Origin of the sequence: Nocardia blacklockiae (assembly GCF_015477355.1) — a bacterium.
Classification (GTDB): domain Bacteria; phylum Actinomycetota; class Actinomycetes; order Mycobacteriales; family Mycobacteriaceae; genus Nocardia; species Nocardia blacklockiae.
The window spans coordinates 520,390-541,538 of the sequence record NZ_JADLRJ010000005.1 but is presented as its reverse complement, the minus strand read 5'-3'; the positions used below and the strand labels follow the sequence as shown (position 1 = coordinate 541,538).

At 70.4% G+C, this 21,149-nt stretch carries 17 protein-coding genes; 7 read left to right on the top strand and 10 right to left on the bottom strand.

Annotation, left to right across the window (positions count from 1 at the left end; all coding sequences use genetic code 11):
- The first annotated feature begins 122 nt into the window (after positions 1-122).
- The gene (locus tag IU476_RS18720; RefSeq protein WP_324194120.1) at positions 123-1,082 is read left to right on the top strand and encodes a DMT family transporter; all 960 of its coding nucleotides are present in this window, start codon (positions 123-125) and stop codon (positions 1,080-1,082) included.
- A gap of 101 nt (positions 1,083-1,183) precedes the next feature.
- Positions 1,184-2,221, top strand: coding sequence for a Gfo/Idh/MocA family protein (locus IU476_RS18715; protein WP_195101779.1), 1,038 nt, complete (start codon positions 1,184-1,186; stop codon positions 2,219-2,221).
- 28 nt (positions 2,222-2,249) lie between these two features.
- On the opposite strand, the gene IU476_RS18710 is transcribed toward IU476_RS18715, so the two are convergent.
- Both IU476_RS18710 and IU476_RS18705 read right to left on the bottom strand, forming a co-directional pair.
- Positions 2,250-3,788: a Rieske 2Fe-2S domain-containing protein gene (locus tag IU476_RS18710; RefSeq protein WP_195101778.1), complete on the bottom strand. Its 1,539-nt coding sequence runs from the start codon at positions 3,786-3,788 to the stop codon at positions 2,250-2,252.
- A gap of 44 nt (positions 3,789-3,832) precedes the next feature.
- Positions 3,833-4,684, bottom strand: coding sequence for a hypothetical protein (locus IU476_RS18705; RefSeq protein WP_195101777.1), 852 nt, complete (start codon positions 4,682-4,684; stop codon positions 3,833-3,835).
- A 111-nt stretch (positions 4,685-4,795) separates the two neighbouring features.
- On the opposite strand from IU476_RS18705, the gene IU476_RS18700 reads away from it, so the two are divergent.
- Together IU476_RS18700 and IU476_RS18695 are read left to right on the top strand one after the other, a co-directional pair.
- Complete coding sequence (locus IU476_RS18700; RefSeq protein WP_195101776.1) at positions 4,796-5,575, top strand: lysophospholipid acyltransferase family protein; 780 nt, start codon at positions 4,796-4,798, stop codon at positions 5,573-5,575.
- A gap of 25 nt (positions 5,576-5,600) precedes the next feature.
- Complete coding sequence (locus tag IU476_RS18695; RefSeq protein WP_195101775.1) at positions 5,601-6,344, top strand: lysophospholipid acyltransferase family protein; 744 nt, start codon at positions 5,601-5,603, stop codon at positions 6,342-6,344.
- 81 nt (positions 6,345-6,425) lie between these two features.
- Here the strand turns inward: IU476_RS18695 and IU476_RS18690 are convergent, their stop codons facing one another.
- Entirely contained in the window at positions 6,426-7,775 is a 1,350-nt protein-coding gene (locus tag IU476_RS18690; RefSeq protein ID WP_195101774.1) for an MFS transporter, read from the bottom strand.
- A 142-nt stretch (positions 7,776-7,917) separates the two neighbouring features.
- On the opposite strand from IU476_RS18690, the gene IU476_RS37075 reads away from it, so the two are divergent.
- Positions 7,918-8,520: a TetR/AcrR family transcriptional regulator gene (locus IU476_RS37075; protein WP_195101773.1), complete on the top strand. Its 603-nt coding sequence runs from the start codon at positions 7,918-7,920 to the stop codon at positions 8,518-8,520.
- A gap of 405 nt (positions 8,521-8,925) precedes the next feature.
- Complete coding sequence (locus IU476_RS18680) at positions 8,926-9,939, top strand: agmatine deiminase family protein (RefSeq protein ID WP_195101772.1); 1,014 nt, start codon at positions 8,926-8,928, stop codon at positions 9,937-9,939.
- 9 nt (positions 9,940-9,948) lie between these two features.
- Here IU476_RS18680 and IU476_RS18675 read toward each other — a convergent pair whose 3' ends face one another.
- The 6 genes from IU476_RS18675 to IU476_RS18650 are packed head-to-tail and all read right to left on the bottom strand — an operon-like array spanning position 9,949 to position 17,776.
- Positions 9,949-10,608, bottom strand: a complete 660-nt coding sequence (locus IU476_RS18675) for a hypothetical protein (RefSeq protein ID WP_195101770.1) — start codon at positions 10,606-10,608, stop codon at positions 9,949-9,951.
- Entirely contained in the window at positions 10,605-12,275 is a 1,671-nt protein-coding gene (locus IU476_RS18670; RefSeq protein ID WP_195101769.1) for an ABC transporter family substrate-binding protein, read from the bottom strand. Before IU476_RS18670 ends, IU476_RS18675 begins: the two co-directional genes overlap by 4 nt.
- 28 nt (positions 12,276-12,303) lie before the next feature.
- Positions 12,304-13,977 carry an ABC transporter family substrate-binding protein gene (locus IU476_RS18665; protein ID WP_195101767.1) on the bottom strand — a complete coding sequence of 558 codons (1,674 nt, stop codon included), beginning with the start codon at positions 13,975-13,977 and terminating at the stop codon, positions 12,304-12,306.
- A gap of 9 nt (positions 13,978-13,986) precedes the next feature.
- The gene (locus IU476_RS18660) at positions 13,987-15,846 is read right to left on the bottom strand and encodes an ABC transporter ATP-binding protein (RefSeq protein ID WP_195101765.1); all 1,860 of its coding nucleotides are present in this window, start codon (positions 15,844-15,846) and stop codon (positions 13,987-13,989) included.
- Positions 15,843-16,799 carry an ABC transporter permease gene (locus IU476_RS18655; RefSeq protein ID WP_195101762.1) on the bottom strand — a complete coding sequence of 319 codons (957 nt, stop codon included), beginning with the start codon at positions 16,797-16,799 and terminating at the stop codon, positions 15,843-15,845. Before IU476_RS18655 ends, IU476_RS18660 begins: the two co-directional genes overlap by 4 nt.
- A complete protein-coding gene (locus tag IU476_RS18650) occupies positions 16,796-17,776 on the bottom strand; it encodes an ABC transporter permease (protein WP_195101760.1) in 981 nt (326 codons plus the stop codon). The genes IU476_RS18655 and IU476_RS18650 overlap by 4 nt, the downstream gene beginning before the upstream one ends.
- A gap of 295 nt (positions 17,777-18,071) precedes the next feature.
- Here IU476_RS18650 and IU476_RS18645 point away from each other — a divergent pair, with 295 nt between their 5' ends.
- Complete coding sequence (locus IU476_RS18645; RefSeq protein ID WP_195101758.1) at positions 18,072-18,914, top strand: HAD family hydrolase; 843 nt, start codon at positions 18,072-18,074, stop codon at positions 18,912-18,914.
- A 23-nt stretch (positions 18,915-18,937) separates the two neighbouring features.
- On the opposite strand, the gene IU476_RS18640 is transcribed toward IU476_RS18645, so the two are convergent.
- A complete protein-coding gene (locus IU476_RS18640; protein ID WP_195101756.1) occupies positions 18,938-21,118 on the bottom strand; it encodes an N-acetylmuramoyl-L-alanine amidase in 2,181 nt (726 codons plus the stop codon).
- Positions 21,119-21,149: the final 31 nt, after the last annotated feature.

Below are 21,149 nucleotides of genomic sequence, written 5' to 3'. Positions count from 1 at the left end.
GTTCCGGAGCCCGGACGAAGCAGGCGGCCGTGCTCGAGACGAACGCGCCCGGCCGCACCCGGGCGATATCGCGCGGGCGCGGTGCCGGGACCACCGGCCCGGCGTCCCGCAGACTCGGGCGGGTGCGCAGAGAATGGGGCATCGCCGCGGGGATGTGTATCGGTGCGGGCGTGGCCGTACAGGGGCGGTTGAACGGGGCGTTGGGGGAGCGGCTGCGCGACGGGGTGGCGGCCGCGGTGATCAGTTTCGGATCCGGCTTGCTGGTGCTGTGCTTGGTGTTCGCGCTCAGCGGCCGGTTGCGCGCGGGCGTCGGCAAGGTGCGGCGGGCCGTCGCCGCCGGCGAGCTGCGGTGGTGGCAGCTGCTCGGCGGGCTCTGCGGGGCGTTCTTCGTTGCGTGCCAAGGGCTTACGGTGGCGGCCCTCGGGGTGGCCGCGTTCACGGTGGCGACGGTGGCCGGGCAGTTGGCGAGCAGTCTGGTGGTGGATCGGCTAGGGCTCGGGCCGAGCGGGCGGACGCCGGTGACCGCCCCGCGCACCGTCGGTGCGGTGCTGGCCCTGGTGGCGGTCGTGGTCGCGGCCGTCGGCGGTTCCGGCACGGGCGAATCGGTGTCGGCGGCCGGTGATCTGCTGGGCGGCGTGCCGCCGGCCGCGCTGATCGTGCTGCCCGCGCTGTCGGGGATCGGGCTGGCGTGGCAGCAGGCGATGAACGGGCGGATCGGCGTGGTGGGCGGTCCGTACTCGGCGACCCTGGTCAATTTCGCCACCGGCGTGGTCGTGCTGATCGCGGTCGAAGCCCTGGTGCTGGCCCGCACCGGGTGGCCGGACCGGTTTCCGACGGCTCCCTGGCTGTATCTCGGCGGGGTGATCGGGGTCGTGTTCATCGCGCTGGCGGCCCTGGTGGTCCGGTGGATCGGCGTGCTGCTGCTCGGCCTCACCTCGGTGGCGGGACAGCTGCTCGCGGCGGTCGTGCTGGATGTCGCGCTGCCCACCGGCTCCGGATTGTCGGCGGCGACCGTGGTGGGCAGCGTGCTCACCCTGATCGCCGTGGGCGTCGCCGCCCGCCGCCCGGCCGCGGCCGGGTAGGACCACGTGCCGGTGCGGAACATGCCCGTACACCGCGGTGAGCCGGTTCGCTGGGTCGGCGGAGCATGATGTTCGAGGATGTCGGTGGCGAGAGGACGGGTATGCGGGAACTGGGTGTCGCGGTGATCGGGTACGGGCTGGCCGGGTCGGTGTTCCACGCGCCGCTGATCGCCGCCGAGCCGCGGTTGCGGGTGGCCGCGGTGGTGACCTCGTCGGAGGAGCGGGCCGAGCAGGCGCGCCGGGAGCATGCCGGTGTCCGCGTGGTGCCGAACGCGGACGAGTTGTTCGCCGACCCGGCGGGCATCGACCTGGTCGTCGTGGCGACACCCAACCGCACCCACGCGCCGCTCGCGACCCGGGCGCTGGCGGCGGGACTGCCGGTGGTCGTGGACAAGCCGTTCGCGCTGACCGCGGCCGAGGGCGCGCGGGTCGTCGCCGCGGCCGAGCGGGCGGGGCTGCCGCTGACCGTCTTCCAGAACAGGCGCTGGGACAGCGACTTCCGCACCCTGCGCCGCTTGATCGACGACGGCAGCCTCGGCACGGTCCGGCGCTTCGAATCCCGTTTCGAGCGGTGGCGGCCGGTGTCCAAGGGCGGCTGGCGCGAGGTCGGCGGCGTGGACGAGGGCGCGGGCATCCTCTACGACCTCGGCAGCCACCTGGTCGACCAGGCGCTGACCCTGTTCGGCCCGGTCGCCGAGGTGTACTGCGAACTGGACACCCGCCGCCCCGAGGTGCGCACCGACGACGACGCCTTCCTGGCCCTGACGCACGAATCCGGTGTGCGGTCCCACCTGTGGATGAATGCCGTTGCCCCGCAACTCGGCCCGCGTTTCCGGGTGCTCGGCTCCGCGAGCGGCTACGTGACCTACGGCCTCGACCCGCAGGAGGAGGCGCTGCGCTCCGGCCGCCGACCGAACGACGGAAAGCTTTGGGGCACAGTTGAACCGGAGCGTTGGGGGGTACTGGGCACCGAGGGCGACACCCGGCCCACCCCCACCGAACCCGGCGACTACCCGGCCTTCTACGCCGCGATGGCGGACGCCCTGCTGCACGGCGCGCCCGTCCCGGTGGACCCGCGCGACGCGGTCACCACCCTCGGCATTCTCGAACGGGCCCGCGCGTCCGCCGCCGAACGCTGACCGGCCCGGCCGGCCGAGCCGAGTCCGCTCACACCAGTTTGCGGGAACGCAATTCGTGGCCCTTGGACGTCTTGCAGCGGCCGGTCTCCAGGTCCCACTGCCAGCCGTGCAGGTTGCAGGTCAGCGTAGTGCCTTCCACCACACCGAATTTCGACAGATCGGCCTTCAGGTGCGGGCAACGGCGCTGCACCTCCCAGCCCTGGATCTCGCACGAGGCCGAATCGTCGTGCGCCTCGGAGAACCAGCCGTCGGCGTAGGCGATGCGCTCGTCGGTGAGACATTTGAAGAACGTGTAGAGGTACTCGTTGTACCCGCCGATGCGCCACGCCTGGAACCGGGTGGACAGGAAGATGGTGTTCACCCAGTCCGGCTCGCCGTCACGCAGCACCGTGCGCACCAGCTGCGGCTCGATGCGGAATCCGTAGCGGTACTTGCCCTCTCCCTCGATCGGGCCGCGCACCACGCGCTTGGGGAAGTCCAGCACCACGGTCTCGTCGCCGAGCACCAGGCCGACCGGGTAGCCGATGCCGTCGCAGATCAGGTCGCTCTGCGCCATGATCGGCTCGAACAGCTCCTTCAGCTGCGGCAGCAGCGGGCCGTCGCCGGTGGCCCAGGTGGCCTTCTCGGCGGCCAGCACCGGGGCCAGCCGCTGCGCCATCCGCTCGATGTAGCCGGCCTTGTCGTCGTAGATCTCGCCCGGATCGAACGGGTGGGTGAGGTCCAGTTCCGCGCCGCGCACGTCGGCGACCGAGCCCGGAATCATCAGCACCCCACCGGCATTGCCGTGGATGCGCATCTGCTCCAGGAACACCACCTGGTCGGGGAAGATGTTGCCCTCGTCGCCGTGGTCGTCGTTGAGGTAGCGCAGTTCGTCGTCGAGGAACACCGGCGGCCCCGCGGACGGCACCACCCAGGTGGCCCCGACCTGCTCGATGTAGCTGCGGGCCCGGTCCATGCCGCGCTGCCGCTTCTGCTTGCCGAAGTTGGACTTGGTGCGCGCGGGGATGTCGTAGACCATCGGGTACCAGATGGCGCCCGAGTACTGGAGCAGGTGGATGTCGACGTGCCCGAACTGCTCGTGCAGCACGTCCATGTCCACCGGCCGCGCGTCGTTCATGTTGAAGCACACCGTCTCACCGTCGGCGACCACCAGGCCGGAGTCGCCGATCGGCCCGTCCGCCGGAGCGCGCAGCGCGATGATCATCACGTCGAGGTCGCCGCCGGGCCCGCGCACCGTGTGCTTGACCGAGTCCTCGGTCTCGAAGAACTTGTGGAACCCGAGCTTCTCGAGCTCCCGCCGCAGGTCCGGCACCGGGTAGTCCGGCAGCAGGACGGTGGCGTCCTTGTTGACGTGGTCGGTCAGGGTGCGCGCGTCGAAGTGGTCGCGGTGCAGGTGCGAGACGTACAGGAAGTCGCAGTCGCCCAGCTCGTCCCAGTCGAGCCCGGTGTTGTCCGGGAACGGGAACCACGATCCGAAGTACGCCGGGTTGACCCACGGATCGCAGAGGATCGTCCCCGACGCGGTGCGGATGTGAAACCCGGCGTGTCCGACGCTGGTGATCTGCACGAAAAAGTCCCTCCTGAACCGTCGACAGCCATCCAGGGTAGCCGTTAGGAGGAGACGTCGCCGATGCAGTAACCCTGGTCGGTCGCGCGCACGGTGAATGTCCGATCCTGCTGCCCACCGGCCGTCGTGGTGACCGGTGCGGAGACGCTCAGATACTCGCCGCGCAGCTGGTCGGAGGTGATCGACTCGTCGACGAACGAGCGCACGCCGGTGAGCTTGTTCGGCTCGGCGGCCAGCGGCGGTGTCGTGCCGCGCCCGCTGCCGGTCGGGTCCCAGGTCGCCGGGCTCGCCGCGCACACCAGGGGATGGGTGGCTTCCTGGTCGGCCGGGTCGAGCGGCTTGCCGGTGGCCCGGGCCAGATAGCGCCGGACGGTGTGGCGCGCATCGGCATCGGTGAATCCGGGCTCGGCGCCCGCGGTGAAGACGCGCGGGCAGGCGTAGCCCGTGGCGATATCGGCGCGCTGGGCGACGACCGTGACCGCCGCCCGGCTCGCGGTGCCGGCCGGGCTCTGCCACACCACGGCGGTGCCCTGGTCGACCCCCGGTTCGGCGAGCGCCGCCAGGATGGCCTGCTCGTCGGCGTACATCGTCTCGACGTTGCGCGGGGCCATGGACCAGCACTTGTCCACCAGCGTCGACCGCGGCGCCTCCTGCAGATCGATGGCCCAGCGGGTGAGCGCGTCGGCGGCCGCCGAGTCGGGCGACTCCAGCGACACCGTGACCGCCACGGCGCCGGCGACCGGCGGTGTCGTCGACGCGGCCGCCGCGGTCGTGGCGGTGCCGTCGGACGCGCCGCTGTCGTAGTCGGTTCCCTCGATTCCGACCCGGGAATCGCACCCGGTCCCGGCGCTGACGGCCAGCGTGGCGAGGCCCGCGAGTAGCGCTCCCCGGCGCACCCGGCGGACTCGTTCCCGCGATGCTGGTCGGGGGCGTTTCACTGCGGTGAACCTCTTTCCTGCGCGTGCGCTGGGAGTGCCTGCTGTGACAGGGACTACGCTAGCGGAATTGTGGAACCCGTCTACCGCACGATCATCGGCCTGGCCCGGACCGTCTTCTTCGCGCAGGGACTGAAGTTCCAGGTCACCGGGGATGAGCACATCCCCGCGACCGGGGGTGCGGTCATCGCGATCAACCACACCGGCTACCTGGACTTCACCTACGCCGGACTGCCCGCGCGGACACCGAAGCGGTACATCCGCTTCATGGCGAAGAAGGAGGTCTTCGACGACAAGATCTCCGGCCCGATCATGCGCGCGCTCAAGCATATTCCGGTGGACCGATCGGCCGGCGCGGATTCGTACCAGGCGGCGGTCGAGTACCTGCGGCGCGGCGAACTGGTCGGCGTCTACCCCGAGGCCACCATCAGCCGCAGCTTCGAGATCAAGGAGTTCAAGTCGGGGGCGGCGCGGATGGCGATCGAGGCGGGCGTGCCGATCATCCCGATGGTGATCTGGGGCGCGCAGCGAGTGTGGACCAAGGGGCATCCGAAGCGCCTGGGCCGCACCAACACCCCGATCTCGATCGCGGTGGGAGCGCCGATCGCGCCGCCCGCGGTGGACGCCGCGGACATCGCCGCGGCGGCGGCGGAACTGACCGCCACGCTGCGCTCGACCATGCAGGAGTTGCTGGCGGGCCTGCAGGAGAACTACGCGCACGAGCCCGGGGCATACTGGGTGCCGGCCCGCCTGGGCGGCAGTGCCCCGACGCTGGCCGAGGCCGACGCCATGGACGCCGCGGAGGCCGCCGAGAAGGCGGCCCGCCGCAGCGCGGACGGCGCGGCGCAGTAGGCAGGGAACACAGGAGTTTTCGAGTATGGCGCGGGAGCCCGTCTTCGACGTCCTCACCGGACTGGTCCGCACCCTGTTCCTGGCGCAGGGCCTGCGCATCGATATCGCCGGTCAGGAACACCTCCCGCGCACCGGCGGCGCCGTCCTCGCCGTGAACCACACCGCCTACCTCGATTTCATGGAAGTCGGCCTGGTGGGCCGGAAGTCGGGGCGCAACGTCCGCTACATGATGAAGGCCGAACTCGAGCACGGCATCGTGGGCTGGCTGATGAAGCAGTGCAAGGCGATCGGGGTGGACCGCACCGCGGGCGCCGAATCCTACGAGCGCGCGGTGGCGGCGCTGCGGTCCGGCGAGATCGTGGTGGTGTATCCGGAGGCCACGATCTCCCGCAGCTTCGAGCTGAAGGAGTTCAAGTCCGGCGCGGCCCGGATGGCCATCGAGTCCGGCGCGCCGATCGTGCCCATGGTGATCTGGGGCGCGCAGCGGGTGTGGACCAAGGACCTGCCCAAACGCCTGGGGCGGCACCGCTTCCCGATCAACATCCGCCTCGGCGAGCCCCTCCCGGCCCGCGAGCCGGCGGACGACCTCACCGCCGAATTGCGTTCCCGCATGGAACGACTGCTAGAACAGGCACAGCGGGACTACGAGATGCCCGCCGGCGCCCCCTGGGTGCCCGCCCGCCTCGGCGGCAGCGCCCCGACCCCGGAACGGGCCGCCGTGCTCGACCGGGAGGAGTTGGAACGTCGCAGGGCGGCGCGTGGAGCCTGACTGCCCCGGGGCCTTCGGACGAGGCAGTCCGCCGCCGCGCTCGGGGAGCGGAATGCCGCAGGACACCGACTGCCCTCTCGGCTAGACACCGAATACCACTGCGGCACCCACAATTCCGATGGCCGTCGCGATCCAGAACGCGGTAGGAAAGCCACCGGTCACTGAGCCCGCGATCAGCGCCGCGCCGAGCTGGCTGCCCAGCGCGCCGCCGACCGTCCGGGACACGGTGTTGATCCCGTTGGCCGTGGCCGCGCGGGCGGGGTCGACGACGTGGTGCAGTCGCGAGGGGAGCGCCGTCATCACCAGTCCGGTGCCGAGGCCGATCGGCAGCGCGCAGACCGCCGCCTGCCACAGCGACCCGTGCGCGACGGCCAGCAGCGCGGCACCGGCGGCGGTCAGCAGCAGCCCCGCCGCCAGCGGCAGCTGCGGCCCGCGGCGCGCGATCACCCGGCCCGCGACGGCCCCGGCGGGCAGCACCACCAGCGTGGACGGCAGCATCACCAGCCCGGCCGCCGTCACCGAACAGCCGAAACCGCCTGCCGCCGTAGGCGCTTCGACCAGCTTCGGCACCAGCACGTAGTACATGAACTGCATCGCGCCCAGCGTCAGTGCCGCGAGATGCGTGCCGCCGACCGTCCGCCGCAGCACCAGGTCCATCTCGAGAAGCGGCTGCCGCAGCCGCCGCTCGACCCGCACGAACATGACCAGCAGCAGCACGCCCCCGACGGCGAGCGCGAGCGTCGGCGCCCCCAGCCACCCGTCGCTCGGCCCGATGCTCAGCGCCAGCAGGACGCCGCACAGCCCTGCCGCCAGCAGCACGGTCCCGGCCGGGTCGAGCCGCCCGGCCCCGGCGGCCGGACCGTCCGGCACGAACCGATAGGTGAGCACCAGCGCGGCCGTGATCAACCCGGCGCCCACCACGAAAAGCCAACGCCACGAGGCATGGTCGACGATCAGCCCGCCGCACACCAGAGCGATCCCCGCCGCCCCGCCCACCAGCCCGGACAGCAGCCCCAGCCCGGCGTGCACGCGCTCGGGCGGCAGGATGTCGGGCACCGAGCCGAACGCCAAGGGCAGCACCGCGAGGCTGATGCCCTGCCCGGCGCGGGCCGCGATCAGGACGCCGATGTGCGGGGCGAGCAGCGCCGCGAGGGTCGCGGCCAGGTAGACGCCGAGCGCGACCAGCAGCGTGCGCCGCCGCCCGTACCGGTCGCCGAGCCGGCTCACCAGCGGCGTGAGGATGGCGCTCGCGAGCAGCGGCGCGCTCATGACGGCCCAGGTCGCGGCGGTCGCGCTGGTGTGCAACGCGTGCTGGAGCACGCCGATGGCCGGCACCAGCATGGTCTGCATGAGGCCGTAGGACAGCACACCCAGGGCCAGTGCGGTCATGGCGGCGCCCGGGCGCGCGGTGGCGGGGATCGTGGTGGTCAAGCAAGCCTCCTCGGAATGCGAACATCGTTCGCGTTAGGCACACCTAACTACATGCGAACGTTGTTCGCAAGAGGTTCGGCAGGCCCTCCCGCGGCGAGCGGCCCGCCCGGCCGCCTAGGCTCGGGCGGCGGAAGGGAGTGAGGTGCGCGCACAACCGCTGACCCGGGACGTCATCGTCGCCGCCGCGCGCCGCATCGCCGACGCGGAGGGCCTGGCGGCGCTGACGCTGCGGCGGGTGGCCCAGGAACTGGACACCGGCCAGGCCTCGCTCTACCGGCACATCGCCGACCGCCGCGAACTGCTGGCGTTGCTGAACGACGATCTCGCCCGGGCCTTTCCGGTGGTGCGCTCCGGTCCGCCCCGCGAGCGCATCCGGCGGCAGTGGCTCGGCGCGCACCGCGTGCTGCTCGACCATCCCTGGGCCGCCAGGGTGATCATCGAGGCCTCGTCGGTGACCGCCACCGCGCTTCCGTTCGCGGACTCCGCTCTCGACGCGCTGCTGCGCGCCGGCCTGCGCCCGGAACTCGCGGCGCGGACCTATCGCGCGGTCTGGCAGCTGCTGCTCGGGTACGTCGTCAACGACCACCCGCTCGGCCATCCGGGCTTCGACATCGACCCCGCGGAGTTCCCGGCGCTCACCACCGCGCGCCCGCACCTGGCCGCGGCCGACGCGCTCGCCGAATTCGACTGGGCGCTACGGCAACTGCTCGACGCCGTCCTAGGTCCCGACGACGAAACCGTCTGAGTCGCAACCGCGCTCGATCGAGCCCGGCGGCGCAGCGGAGCGTCCGGGCGGCTATCCGGATTCGTCGGAAACTCGAGTACGCGAATGGGTATCGGCGCTGGAATTCGCCGTCGCCGCCCGGCGAATCGAGGCCGCCCGGTCGGTTGCGAAATGTGTGCCGACAAATGTGAAACACGGCATTGCAAGTGCAATATTGCATTCCGGCCGCGCCCGTGGACGTTTCTCGCCGCACTCGTGAGCGCCGTCCAAGACATTCTGTCTCAGTCACGGAATTCGAGCGGGCGAATATCCGCATCTGATTGAACTTTCATCGTCCGAGAATGCGCGCCGGACGAAAGTGACGCTGTAACAACGAATATTCGACTTCTTTTGGTACGCGCCCGGGAAGTCGGTAGCGTCGAGCGCATGACGCGCTATGTGATGCCGGCGGAAACCGCTCCGCACGCCCGCACCTGGCTGGCGTGGCCGGCCAAAGAGTCGGTGTGGGAAGAGTTGTTACCGCTCGTGCGCGCGGACATTGTGCGACTGGCCCGGGCGATCGCCGAGCACGAACCGGTGACCCTGCTGGCCCGGCGCGAACAGGCCGAGGAGGCGCGCCGGGCCTGCGGCTCGGCCGTGGAGGTGGTGCCGGCGCCGCTGGACGATCTATGGATTCGCGACACCGGGCCGATATTCGTCGCCGGGCCAGACGGCCCGGCCGGAATCGATTTCAACTTCAACGGCTGGGGCCAGAAGTCCGAGTACCACCTGGATGCGAAGGTGGCGCGAAAACTGCTCGAGCACGCGAAAATTCCGCGGGTGGTCGCGCCGATTGTCGCCGAGGGCGGCGCGCTCGAGGTGGACGGCGCGGGCACCCTGCTCACGACCGAGAGCGCGCTGGTGAACCCGAATCGCAATCCGGGTGCGGCACACGAGGATATCGAGAACGCGCTCGGCGACATGCTGGGAATCACCAAAGTCGTTTGGCTGCAGGGAGTTTTCGGCGAGGACGTCACCGATTGTCACGTCGACGCGGTGGCCCGTTTCGCCGCGCCCGGCGTGGTGCTGGTGGATTGGCCGGTGCATCCCGATCCGGAGGACGTCTTCGCGCGCGCGGCCGTCCGCGCCCGGGATATTCTGCGCGACGCCACCGACGCCGCGGGCCGCCGTTTCGAGATCATCGAACTCCCGCAGCCGGACGCGACCGCCCTCGCGGGCACCCGCGGTCCCGACTTCCTCTATTCGTACGCCAATTTCTACGTCGGCAACGCCGCGGTCTACATGCCCGCCTACGGCGACCGCCGCGGCGACGACCGCGCCGCCGGCATCCTCGCCGACGCCTTCCCCGGCCGCGAGGTCGTGCGCGTGGAATACAACGCCGTCGTGGAGGGCGGCGGCGGCATCCACTGTTCGACCCAGCAGCAGCCGGTCATCGTCTGACGAACCGGCTCAACTCGGGTCCGAGCCGCGGACGGCGGCGAGCCAGACGGCGACGGCGGCGCCCACCGTCGTGGCGCCGACGAACGCGGCGAGCCCGCCGCCCGCCACATAGACCCAGAACAGCCCCGCGAACGGCGCGGCCAGGCAGAACTGCGCGTCCAGCAGCAGCCGCCGCCCGAACCGGGCCGACCGCTCGGCGTGCGCCGGACCGTCCGGGTCGGGCCGCGTGGGATTGTCGGTCAACCGGCCGGGTGGCTCCGAATCCCGCAGCGCCCCCGAGGGATACAGGCGCAGACTCCCGATCCGCACCGCCCCCTTGCCCGTTCGCGCCGTCACGGCCCCGAGCGTGACCAGTGCCGGATCGAAATAGACCGGCAGCCACCGGATCCGACCGTCCACCTCCAGTTCCAGCCACGACCGGCTGACCAGCCGATGCTGCTGCCGCACCCGCTTGCAGTCGGCGATGCCCGGCACGAGCCCGCGCACCGGCACCACCGCGAACGCGACAGCCAGCCGCACCGCCGTATACCCCAGCACGACGACGACCACCGCCGCCAGCCCGCTCACCTGCTCCACATCGGCGAACGGCGCCCAGGCGAGGCAGGTCACCAGGGCGCCGATCGTCGTCAGAACCGGGTAGGCCAGGGGATGGCCCGAACCGGAAATCACTTCAGGAAGCCGATTTTGGTCCAGTCGTAGGTGGCCAGGCCGCGGGCGCCGTAGTTGGCGAGATTGGCGCGCACCGCCACGATGCCCGGCGTCTGCAGCAGCGGCAGCGAGTGACCTTCCTCGAAGACCTTGCGGTCCACCTGATTCGCCAGCTCGATCGCCTTGGCCGGGTCCAGCTCCGACACCGTCTTCTCGATGAGGTCGTTCAGTTCCGGGGAACCGATGCGACCGTAGTTGCCCTGCAGGTCGTTCGGGTTGTAACCCCAGATCTGGTAGATGCTGCCGAGCGGGAACGGGTCGCCGACCCAGGTCCACTGCGCGACGTCGAAGTCACCGGGCTGGATGAAATCGGTGAACAACCCGGTGCCGGGCTTGGTGTCGATGACGAGCTTCACGCCGATGCGGGCGAGGTTCTGCTGCATGATCTGCGCCATCTGCACCCAGACGTCCTGGTTGTACATGACGTCGCGGATCTCGAGCTTCCGGCCGTCCTTCTCCCGCACGTCGCCGTTGAGCTTCCACCCGGCCTCGTCGAGTTCGCGGGCGGCGGCGTCGGGATCGAAGCCGAGACTGTTGTCCTGGTAGCCCTTCTGGCCCTCGAGATAGATGTGGTTGTTCAGCGGCTTGGGATCGGCGACCAGCCCGTTGTCGATGGCGGTGGCGATGCCCTGCCGGTCGATGGCCTTCGAGATCGCCACGCGCACCTTGGGATCGGCGAGCAGGGAGCCGGGCGCCCCGTTGAAGGTCAGATGCGACCACTGGTTCGCCGGTGCGCGCCGGATGGCGATGTCGGGCGTCCCCTGCACGGTGTTCAGCTCGTCCCGGCTCGAGACGCCGGCGACGTCCAGTTCGTTGTTCTGCAGCGCCGGGATGTCGGCGGCGCTGTCCAGCAGACTCCAGGTGATCGTGTCGAGCTTCGGCTTGTTGCCCCACCACAGCGGGTTGCGGCCGAGCACGACGCGGCCCTGCGCCCGGTCGGTCGACTGGACCAGGAACGGCCCGGCGGTGAGCGTGATGTTGTCGACGAGGCTCTTGTTGAACGACTCCGGGGTGGCCGTGACCGACTTCGGGTACAGGAAGCTGTTGCCCGCGAACTGCCCGCGCCAGTCGGCGAAATGCTTGCTGAACGTGAGCACGGCCTGCCGGTCGTCGACGCCGCGCTCCACCTTCGCCACCCGGTCGAAGCCCTGGTTGTTGGTGATCAGGAAACCCTTGTCGCGGCCGCTGAGCGCGTTGGCCTGGGCGGCGATGTCCTCCCAGGTGATCGGTGTGCCGTCGCTCCACACCGCCTTCGGGTTGATGGTGTAGGTGACCTGCTGCGGATCGGTACCGGTCAGCTGCACGTCGGTGAAATAGTCGGTGTCCAGGGTGGATTCACCGGCGGCGTCGATGCGGAAGGCCTGCGGCATCATCGGGCGTTCGATGCTCGTGACGTCGTAGTCGCTGTCGATCTGCAGGTTGTTCCAGTTCTTCGGGTAACCCGAGAACGACAGCCGCAGGTTGCCGCCGTCCCGCAGTTCGCTCACGTCGTGCGGGTTGATGTCGTTGGTGGCCCCGATCGCGGAGCTGCCGCCCCCGGAATCATCCGAGCCGGCACACCCGGACAAGACCAATCCGAGCGCGACCGCGGGGACCGCTATTCGGACAACTGTCGAACGAATCCGCATGGATCGCTCCTTCCGTCGGGGCCGGTGTTCACTGCGTGAAGCCGATCTTGGTGTAGTCGTAGGAGGCCAATCCGGGCGCCCCGAAGTTGGCGATGTCGGTGCGCACGCCGTAGTTCCCCGGGTCCTGGGTCAGCGGCAGCGAGAAACCCTCGGCGAACACGGCCCGGTCCACTTCGTTCGCCAACTCGATCGCCCGCTGCGGATCGAGTTCGGACAGCGTCCGGTCGATCAGGTCGTTCAGCTCGGGAGATCCGATGCGGCCGAAGTTCCCCTGCACGTCGTCGGGGTGGTAGGCGTAGATCTGCGGCACCCCGCTGAGCGGGAAAGCGTCACCCTGCCACTGGAATTGGGCCAGATCGAAGTCGCCCGGGATGAAGACGTCGGAGAAGATGTTCTGGCCGGGCCGGGCGTCGATGGTCAGCTTCACGCCGATCCGGGCCAGATTCTGCTGGATGATCTGGGCGACCTTGACCCAGATGTCGTTGTTGTACATGACATCCCGGATCTCGAGCCGCCGCCCGTCCTTGACGCGGACGTCACCCTCGCGCCGCCAGCCCAGCGCGTCGAGCTCACGCGCGGCCGCGTCCGGGTCGAAGGGCGGGTTGTTGTCCCGATAACCCTCCTGCCCGCGCACGTAGACGTGATTGCCGAGCGGTTTCGGGTCGTTCTCCAGCCCGTTGGAGACGGCGTCGACGATGGTCTGCCGGTCGATGGCCTTCGAAATCGCCACCCGCAGTGCGGGATCGGCCAGGATGGCGCCCGGCGAGCCGTTGAAGGTGAGATGGCGCCACATGGTGCCGGGCGCGCGCCGGATGCTCAGCCCGGCGGCGCCGCGCACGGTCGCCAGGTCCGACACCGAGAACAGCTGCGCCGCATCGAGTTCGTTGTTCTGCAGGGCGGCCGGCCAGGCGGCCTGATCGAGCACGCTGACCGTGATGGTCTCCAGCTTCGGCGTCTCGCCCCACCATTTCGGGTTGCGCCCCAGCACGATCCGGCCCTGGGTGCGGTCGGTGGACCGCACCAGGAACGGCCCCGCGGTCTCGGTGATGTGGTCGACCAGGCCGTGGTTGAACACCTCCGGGTCGCGGGTCACCGACTTCGGGTACAGCATGGAGTTCCCGGCGAACTGGCCTCGCCACTCGGCGTAGTGCTGCCCGAAGGTGAGCACCGCCTGCCGGTCGTCGACACCGCGCTCGACCTTCGCCACCCGGTCGAACCCGCTGGTCACCGCGATCAGGTAGCGCTTGTCGCGGCCGCTGAGCGCGTTGGCCTGGGCGGCGATGTCCTCCCAGGTGATCGGGGTGCCGTCGCTCCACACCGCCTTCGGGTTGATGGTGTAGGTGACCTGCTGCGGATCGGTGCCGGTCAGCTGCACGTCGGTGAAGTAGTTCCGGTCCACCTCCAGCCGGCCGCCCGCGTCGGTCGTGAACGCGCGCGGCATCATCGGCCACACGATGCGGGCGATCTCCAAATTGTTGCCGTCGTTGGACAGTGTGTTCCAGTTGGGCGGGAACTCCGTGGTCGCCAGCCGCAGGTTGCCGCCGTCGCGGATCGCCTCGCGCGGTTGCGGATTGATGTCGTTGCTGGTGCCCAGCGCGATGTCGCCGACCGGCGGACCCTGGGTGCCCGCGCAGCCCGTCAGGCCGGCGGTGGCGACCACCGCGGCGGCGACGACGCAGGCCGTCAGCGATCGGATCCTCATGCGTCTCTCCTACCCGGCGACGACCGGAACGGGCACCGCGTCGATGAGCGCGCGGGTGTATTCGTGCTGCGGTGCGGTGAAGATCTGTTCGGCGGGACCGGCTTCCACGATCTTGCCGCGGTACATGACCGCGATGTCGTGCGCCAGGTTGCGGACCACCGAAAGGTCGTGGGAGACGAACAGATACGACAGCCCGCGCTCGGCCTGCAACTGCCGCAACAGATTCAGCACGCCCGCCTGGATGGACACGTCCAGCGAGGACACCGGCTCGTCGAGCACCAGCAGCTCCGGATCCAGGGCCAGTGCGCGCGCGATGTTGATGCGCTGTTTCTGCCCGCCGGAGAAGTCGGGTGGATAGCGGTCGGCGTGCTCGGGGGTGAGGCCGACCTGTCTCAGCAGTTCCGGCACCCGCTTGCGGATCTCGTCCTTGGAGCGGCCGTCGATCCGCAGCGGCTCCGCGAGGGTGTCGAAGATCGGCAGCCGCGGGTCGAGCGAACCCGACGGATCCTGGAAGACGATCTGCATCTTGCGCCGGATCTCGCGCCGGCGCTCCTTGGTCAGCGTGGTGACGTCGCTGCCGAGCACCTCGATGGTGCCGGCCTCCGGGCGTACCAGGTCCATGATCTGGGTCAGGGTGGTGGACTTGCCCGAACCGGACTCGCCGACCAGCGCGAACGTGCGGCCGCCGCGCACCTCGAAACTGATGCCGTCGACCGCGCGCACCTCGCCCCTGCGGCGCTTGAAGACCACGCCCGAGGTGATCGGGAACGTCTTCGTCAGCTCCGAAACCCGCAGCACCACACGCGGATCCGGCTCTGTCTCGGCCGCGGGCGCCGTCACCTCGCGGCGGTAGGCGGCGAACAGCGCGTCGGTGCCGACCTCGTCGATGCGGATGCACGCAGCGCGGTGGTCCGGGCCGGCCGGCAGCAGCGGCGGCTCCGCGTCGCGGCAGGCGTCGACCGAGACCGGGCAGCGCGGCGCGAACGGGCACCCGGGCGGCAGCGCGTGCATGGCGGGCGGCGCGCCGGTGATGGGGATGAGCGGGCTGCGCGGCGGGCCGTCCATGCGCGGGATGGAACCCAGCAGGCCCACCGTGTAGGGCATCCGGGGTGCGTGGAAAAGGTCGGTGGCACTGCTGGTTTCGACGATCCGGCCCGCGTACATGACCGCGACGCGGTCGGCCAGGGTGGCGGCGATCCCCATGTCGTGGGTGATCATCACGACGCCCGCGCCGGTGATGTCGCGCGCCTTGCGCAGCAGGTTCAGGATCTGCGCCTGCACCGTGACGTCCAGCGCGGTGGTGGGCTCGTCGCAGATGATCAGCTCCGGGTCGTTGGCGATCGCCATCGCGATCACCACGCGCTGGCGCATGCCGCCGGAGAATTCGTGCGGGAACGCCTTGGCGCGCGTATCCGGCTCGGGGATGCCGACCAGGTCCAGCAGTTCCACGGCGCGGGCCGCGGCCTGCTGCCTGCTCATCTTCTTGTGTGCCAGCAGGGCTTCGGCGATCTGATCGCCCACCCGGTACACCGGGGTCAGCGCCGACAGCGGGTCCTGGAAGACCATGCTGATCCGGCTGCCGCGCAGCGCCGACAGCCGCCGGTCGGACATACCGAGCAATTCCTTGCCGCGCAGGCGGATCGAGCCGCGGATACGCGCCTGCTCGGGCAGCAGCCCCATCACCGCCAGCGACGACACCGATTTGCCCGAACCGGATTCGCCGACGATGGCCAGTACCTCGCCGTCGGACACGGTGTAGTTCACGCCGCGCACCGCGTCGATCCGGCCCTCCTCGCCCGGGAACGAGACGTGCAGGTCCGAGACCTCCAGCAGCGGCGCGTCGGACGCGGTGGTGCTCGTGTCGGTCATGCGGCGGCCTTTCCGTCCGGCGCGGCATCGTCCCGGTCGGACTTCTTCCGCCGCGCCCGGGCCCGTCCGGCGGTGGGGTCGAAGGCGTCGCGCAGGCCGTCGCCGACCAGGTTGGCGCACAGCACGGTCACGATCAGCAGGCCACCGGCGAACATGAACAGCCACGGATAGGTGAGCGCGGACTTCGTCCCGCTCGCGATCAGCGAGCCCAGCGACACGTCCGGCGGCTGCACGCCGAAACCGAGGAAGCTCAGGCCGGTCTCGGACATGATCGCGACGCCGATCGCGAGTGTGGTGTCGATGATCAGGATGGAGGCGATGTTCGGGACGATGTGGGTGGTGATCACCGTCCAGGTCGAGGCGCCCATATACCGTGCGGCGCGGACGAATTCGCGTTCCTTCAGGCTCAGCGTCAGCCCGCGCACGATGCGCGCGCTGATCATCCAGCTGAACAGGGCGAGTAGGACGATCAGCAGCAGGATCGACCCGCTGCCCTTCAAGCGCGGCGCGAAGATGGCGATGATGATGAAGCTCGGCACCACCAGCAGCAGGTCGACCAGCCACATGACGGCGCGGTCGGTCCAGCCGCCGAGCAGTCCGGCGACCGAGCCGGCCGTGGCCGCGATGAAGCTCGCGATGAGCGCCACGCTGAACCCGATCAGCAGCGACTTCTGCAGCCCGCGCAGCGTCTGCGCCAGCACGTCCTGGCCGATCTGATTGGTGCCGAACGGATGTTGCGGGCTCGGCGGTTGCAGCAGCGCCTTGTAGTCCAGTTCCTGGTAGTCGTAGGGCAGCACGGCCGGCAGCGCGAACGCCAGCACCAGCATCAGCACCAGGACGACCGCGCCGGTGACGGCGGGCTTGTTCCGGCGGAACCTGCGCCACACCAGTTTTCGCCGACCGGCGGCCTGTGGCTCGGGCGCGCCCTGGACGATCATTTCGGCTTCGGTCATGCTCCCACTCGCACCCGTGGATCGAGGATCGCGTACGCGATGTCGGACAGCAGGCCCGACACCAGCACCACCAATCCGGCGAACGCCGTGACGGTCACCACGACGTAGAGGTCCTGCGCGTTGATCCCGTCGACCAGCCACTCGCCGACGCCGTGCCAGCCGAAGATCTTCTCGGTGAAGGTCGCGCCCGTGATGAGCGCGCCCAGGCTGTAGGCGAACAGCGTCGCCATCGGAATCAACGCGGTGCGCAGGCCGTGCTTGTACAGCGCGCGGCTGCGCGTGAGGCCCTTGGCGCGGGCGGTGCGGATGAAGTCGCTCTGCAGCACGTCGAGCATCGCGTTGCGCTGGTAGCGGCTGTAACTCGCCATGCCGGCCAGCGCCAGGCCGAGCGTGGGAACCACCATGTGCTGGGCGCGGTCCACGATCTGATTCCACAACCCGTGCACCGCGTTCGCGGAGGTTTCGCCGGTATAGAGGAAGATCTGCCGACCGGTCGCCGTATTGATCTCCAGCGCACCGTATTTCAGGAGCGTGGCGAGCAGGAAGACGGGTGTGCTGAGCACCAGCAGGGACACCACCGTGGTGAAGTAGTCGCTGAACCGGTACTGCCGGACGGCCCCGGCCGCGCCGATCAGCACGCCCAGCACGGTGCCGACCAGCGAGCCGACTATCAGCAGCCGCAGGCTCACGCCGACCCGGCGGCCCAGTTCCGCGCTCACCGGCTGACCGGCCAGCGTCGTCCCGAAGTCGCCCTGGGCGATGCCGCTGACCCAGGTCACATAGCGTTGCGGAATCGGCTCGTCGAGGTGCAGTTCGGCGGCCTTGGCATCGATGACCGACTGGGGCGGGCGGGGATTGCGCTGCTCGAGACTGTCCAGCGGGCGGAAGGTCAGTGACGCCAGGCTGAAGGTCAGGAAGGTCGCGAGCACCAGCAGCACGACATAGTTGAGCGCGCGTCGTAGCAGAAAGCCGGTCATCAATCCCCTCGGGTCGGTTACTAGCCCCTGATCATAAGGACAGGTGGCGATCTCGGCGTGTCATGGAGAGCCGTGACATGCGTGGATCGTCAGCACATCGTGCACCAGTGTGGCGGGTGGTGACGGTTGTTCGGCAGCCGTGGTAAGGGGGCTGATCACCGGTCGGCCGGGCGATCGCCGAGGTCGGTGGGGTGTGGCCGTGGTTCGGCCGGGCGCGCGCGGATGTGACCCGCGCCACCGCCGGGCCGCGCGCGCCGCGGAAACCGATTACGGGCGGCGTCCGATTTCGGGCAGGATGGACGAGGTGACGCGTCTGCACCTGCCCAAACCGAAGATGGTGGCCACCGACGTCGACGGCACGCTGATCGACGAGCACGAGCAGGTCACCCCGCGCACGCGGGCCGCGGTCGCGGCGCTCATCGCCGACGGCGTCCCGTTCGTCCTCGCCACCGGCCGGCCGCCGCGCTGGATCGATCCGGTGGTCGACGGTCTCGGGTACGCGCCGCTGTGCGTGTGCGGCAACGGGGCGGTGATCTACGACAGCGCGTCCGACCGGATCCTGCAGACCAGTGTGCTGGACATGGAGAACCTGGCCTGGATCGCCGACCTGGCCGAACGGCTGCTGCCCGGCTGCGGGCTGGCCGCCGAGCGGGTCGGCGCGAGCGCGCACGACGCGGCCACGCCGCAGTTCGTCAGTTCGCCGGAGTACGAACACGCCTGGCTGAACCCCGACGACACCCAGGTGGCGCGGCGCGAGGTGCTGGCCGCGCCCGCCATCAAGATGCTGATCCGGTTGCGCGGGGCGAGCAGCGCGGAGATGCGCGCGGCCCTGGAACCCGAGCTGGCCGGGCGCGCCGACATCACCTACTCGACCAACAACGGCCTGATCGAGCTGTCCGCGCCGGGGGTGACGAAGGCCTCCGGGCTGGCGATCGTCGCGCAGCGGCTGGGCGTTCAGCACGGCACCGTGGTCGCCTTCGGCGACATGCCCAACGACGTCCCGATGCTGCGCATGGCCGGGCACGGCGTGGCCATGGCCAACGGCCACCCCGAGGCGCAGGCCGCCGCCGACGAGGTCACCGCCACCAACTCCGCCGACGGCGTCGCCCAGGTGCTGGAACGATGGTGGACAAGCTGATTCGCCATCCGGCAGGCGCGGACCTACTCCTGTACCGCCTGCCCGGACGAGTCTGAGACGTCGGGGACCACGGGATCCGGCTCCGGCCCCGTGGCCGGTACGGGCTCGGTGCCCGGCTCCGGCGTGGCGGCCTGCTCGGAGGCCGGTTGCTCCGGCACGGCGGGCGTAGCAGGAGCCGGTTGACCGGGAGCCCCGGGCTGTCCGGCCACGGGCGCAGGACGGCCCGGAACAGGGTTCTGACCCTGTGGATAACCGTCGCCGTAGGTCTTCAGCAGGGTGGTCACGATGCCGGTGACCTGGTTGAGAATCAGTGAGCCGTGCTGGAAGTCGGCGCGCAGGCCGTCTGGTACCGGGTAGGCGTTTCGCAACGGCAGGCCGAGCAGGCCGGTTTCGGCTCCGAGCTGGACGAACCGGTCCAGGATGTGGCCGACCACCTCGACCACGGTGCCGTCCGGCGCGGCGTAGACGTAGCCGTTGACGAATTTCGCGTACTGCCCGCCGTTCGCGGTCGGCTGCGGCTCGGACGCGGCCGCGCCCAGCCGGCCGTCCGGACCGCCCTGGTCGGCCCAGTACTTGGCCACGATGTTGTCGCCGACCATGCCCAGCACCCGGCCGGTCAGATCCGCGAGGGCGGCGAGGTCGGTCTGCGGGCGCTGGGCGCCCGGCGCGGTGTTGTTGCCCACCCGGGTGCCCAGCGCGCCGCCGCTGCCGGCCGCGATCTCGCGGATGCGGTCCATCAGCGCGTACGCGGCGTCGCCGGGGCAGGTGGTGTTGCCGACGTCGCGGTGGGCGAACACGGTCGGCAGCTGCACGGCCTCGCCCTGGGCGTACGGCGTGAATTCGGTGCCCTCCGAATACATCGTGGTCCGGCTCTGCGGGTTCAGTCCCGCGACCTTCGCGCGCCAGCCGATGAACTGCCCGGCCGCCTGGATCGCGGCGTCGGTGGGCGGTTCGGTCTCGAAGTCGCCCATCAGCGCGACACCGGAGGTGTTCTCGTTGAACCCGCCCGCGTGCGCGCCCTGCACCGGCCGGTCCAGACCACCCGCGTGGCCCTCGAAGATCTGCCCGTACTTGTCGACCAGCGCGTGGTAACCGATGTCGCACCAGCCCAGCGTCTTCGCGTGATAGGCGTAGATGGCGCGCACGATGCCGGCCGATTCGGCCTGGGAGTAGTCGTTGCGGCCCGCCGTGTGGTGCACGGTGATGCCGCCGAGGCCGTCGTCGTAGGTGGGTTCCTCGCAGCGGATCGACTCGTCGGCGCCCCACTGGGCCCGGCTGATCACCTTGGGTCCGCCGCTCGCCAGCGGTGCCGCCACGCTGGTCAGGTTGCCGTCGGCGACGCCGCGGCCCGGATCGATCAGCACCGCCGACAGCGCCGCGGCCGTCACCTGGGCGGGATCGCCGGAGCGGGCGGGCACGGCGCCCGGGATCGGGGCCGCCTTGCGCGTGGTGAGCACCTGGACGGCGTTGGTCCTGCCGACGTAGATCGGTTCGGTGCCGGTCTTGCCGGGCGGGGCGTGGTCGTCGGCGCGGGTGTCGACCTGCTCGGTCGCGAACCACGGGCCCCAACTGCCGTCGGGCGTCCTGGCCCGCACCAAAGCCTTGGTGCCGCCGAGGTTCTCGGCCGTGAGCGCCACCATGCTGAACGGGGTCTCGCGGGTGAGTTCCTTGACCTCCGCGCCCACCTGGTCGGCGAGTTCGGGCGCGACGGCCCCGGGTGCGAGGGCGGGGGCGTCGGGATCGGTGCCCGGCGCGAGGGCCGGAGCGGCGTCGCCGGACTCGTCGAGCGGCGCGCCGATGAACGCGGGCCCGCCGCTGGGCCGCTTGCCGGGTGTCGGCGCCGCCGACGTGGCTTGGGGCGAATTGAACTGGGGTAGTGGGATTTCGCTGGGTAGCTGCACACCCGGCGGCGTCGGCAGGCCCGGCGGCACGGGCAGGGCGCGGGGGAGCGGCAGCTTACGCAGATCGGACAGCCGCAGGTCCGGCAGGTCGAGGCCGGTGAGTTCGCGCAGTGGCAGGACGACGTCCGGCGCGGAGGCGAGGCCCACCTCGGCGAGTTGCGCGGGGATCGCGGCGAGGTTGCTTTCGTTCGCCGAGTGATAGTCGGGCGTGTGGCGCAGGACGAGACCCGCGAGCGGCGCGGTGACCGCGAGGGTGGCCACCACCGGAAGGATGTACGGGCGTTTCGGTCTGCGATACGGCACGAGCTTCTCCCCTTCAGGTAGAACCGTTGGC

What these genes read in the sequence shown, in the direction of transcription:
- IU476_RS18715 (WP_195101779.1), top strand. Translation starts at nt 1,184, where the DNA reads ATGCGGGAACTGGGTGTCGCGGTGATCGGGTACGGGCTGGCCGGGTCG.
- IU476_RS18695 (WP_195101775.1), top strand. Translation starts at nt 5,601, where the DNA reads ATGGCGCGGGAGCCCGTCTTCGACGTCCTCACCGGACTGGTCCGCACC.
- IU476_RS18680 (WP_195101772.1), top strand. Translation starts at nt 8,926, where the DNA reads ATGACGCGCTATGTGATGCCGGCGGAAACCGCTCCGCACGCCCGCACC.
- IU476_RS18670 (WP_195101769.1), bottom strand. Translation starts at nt 12,275, where the DNA reads ATGCGGATTCGTTCGACAGTTGTCCGAATAGCGGTCCCCGCGGTCGCG.
- IU476_RS18665 (WP_195101767.1), bottom strand. Translation starts at nt 13,977, where the DNA reads ATGAGGATCCGATCGCTGACGGCCTGCGTCGTCGCCGCCGCGGTGGTC.
- IU476_RS18660 (WP_195101765.1), bottom strand. Translation starts at nt 15,846, where the DNA reads ATGACCGACACGAGCACCACCGCGTCCGACGCGCCGCTGCTGGAGGTC.
- IU476_RS18655 (WP_195101762.1), bottom strand. Translation starts at nt 16,799, where the DNA reads ATGACCGAAGCCGAAATGATCGTCCAGGGCGCGCCCGAGCCACAGGCC.
- IU476_RS18650 (WP_195101760.1), bottom strand. Translation starts at nt 17,776, where the DNA reads ATGACCGGCTTTCTGCTACGACGCGCGCTCAACTATGTCGTGCTGCTG.
- IU476_RS18645 (WP_195101758.1), top strand. Translation starts at nt 18,072, where the DNA reads ATGGACGAGGTGACGCGTCTGCACCTGCCCAAACCGAAGATGGTGGCC.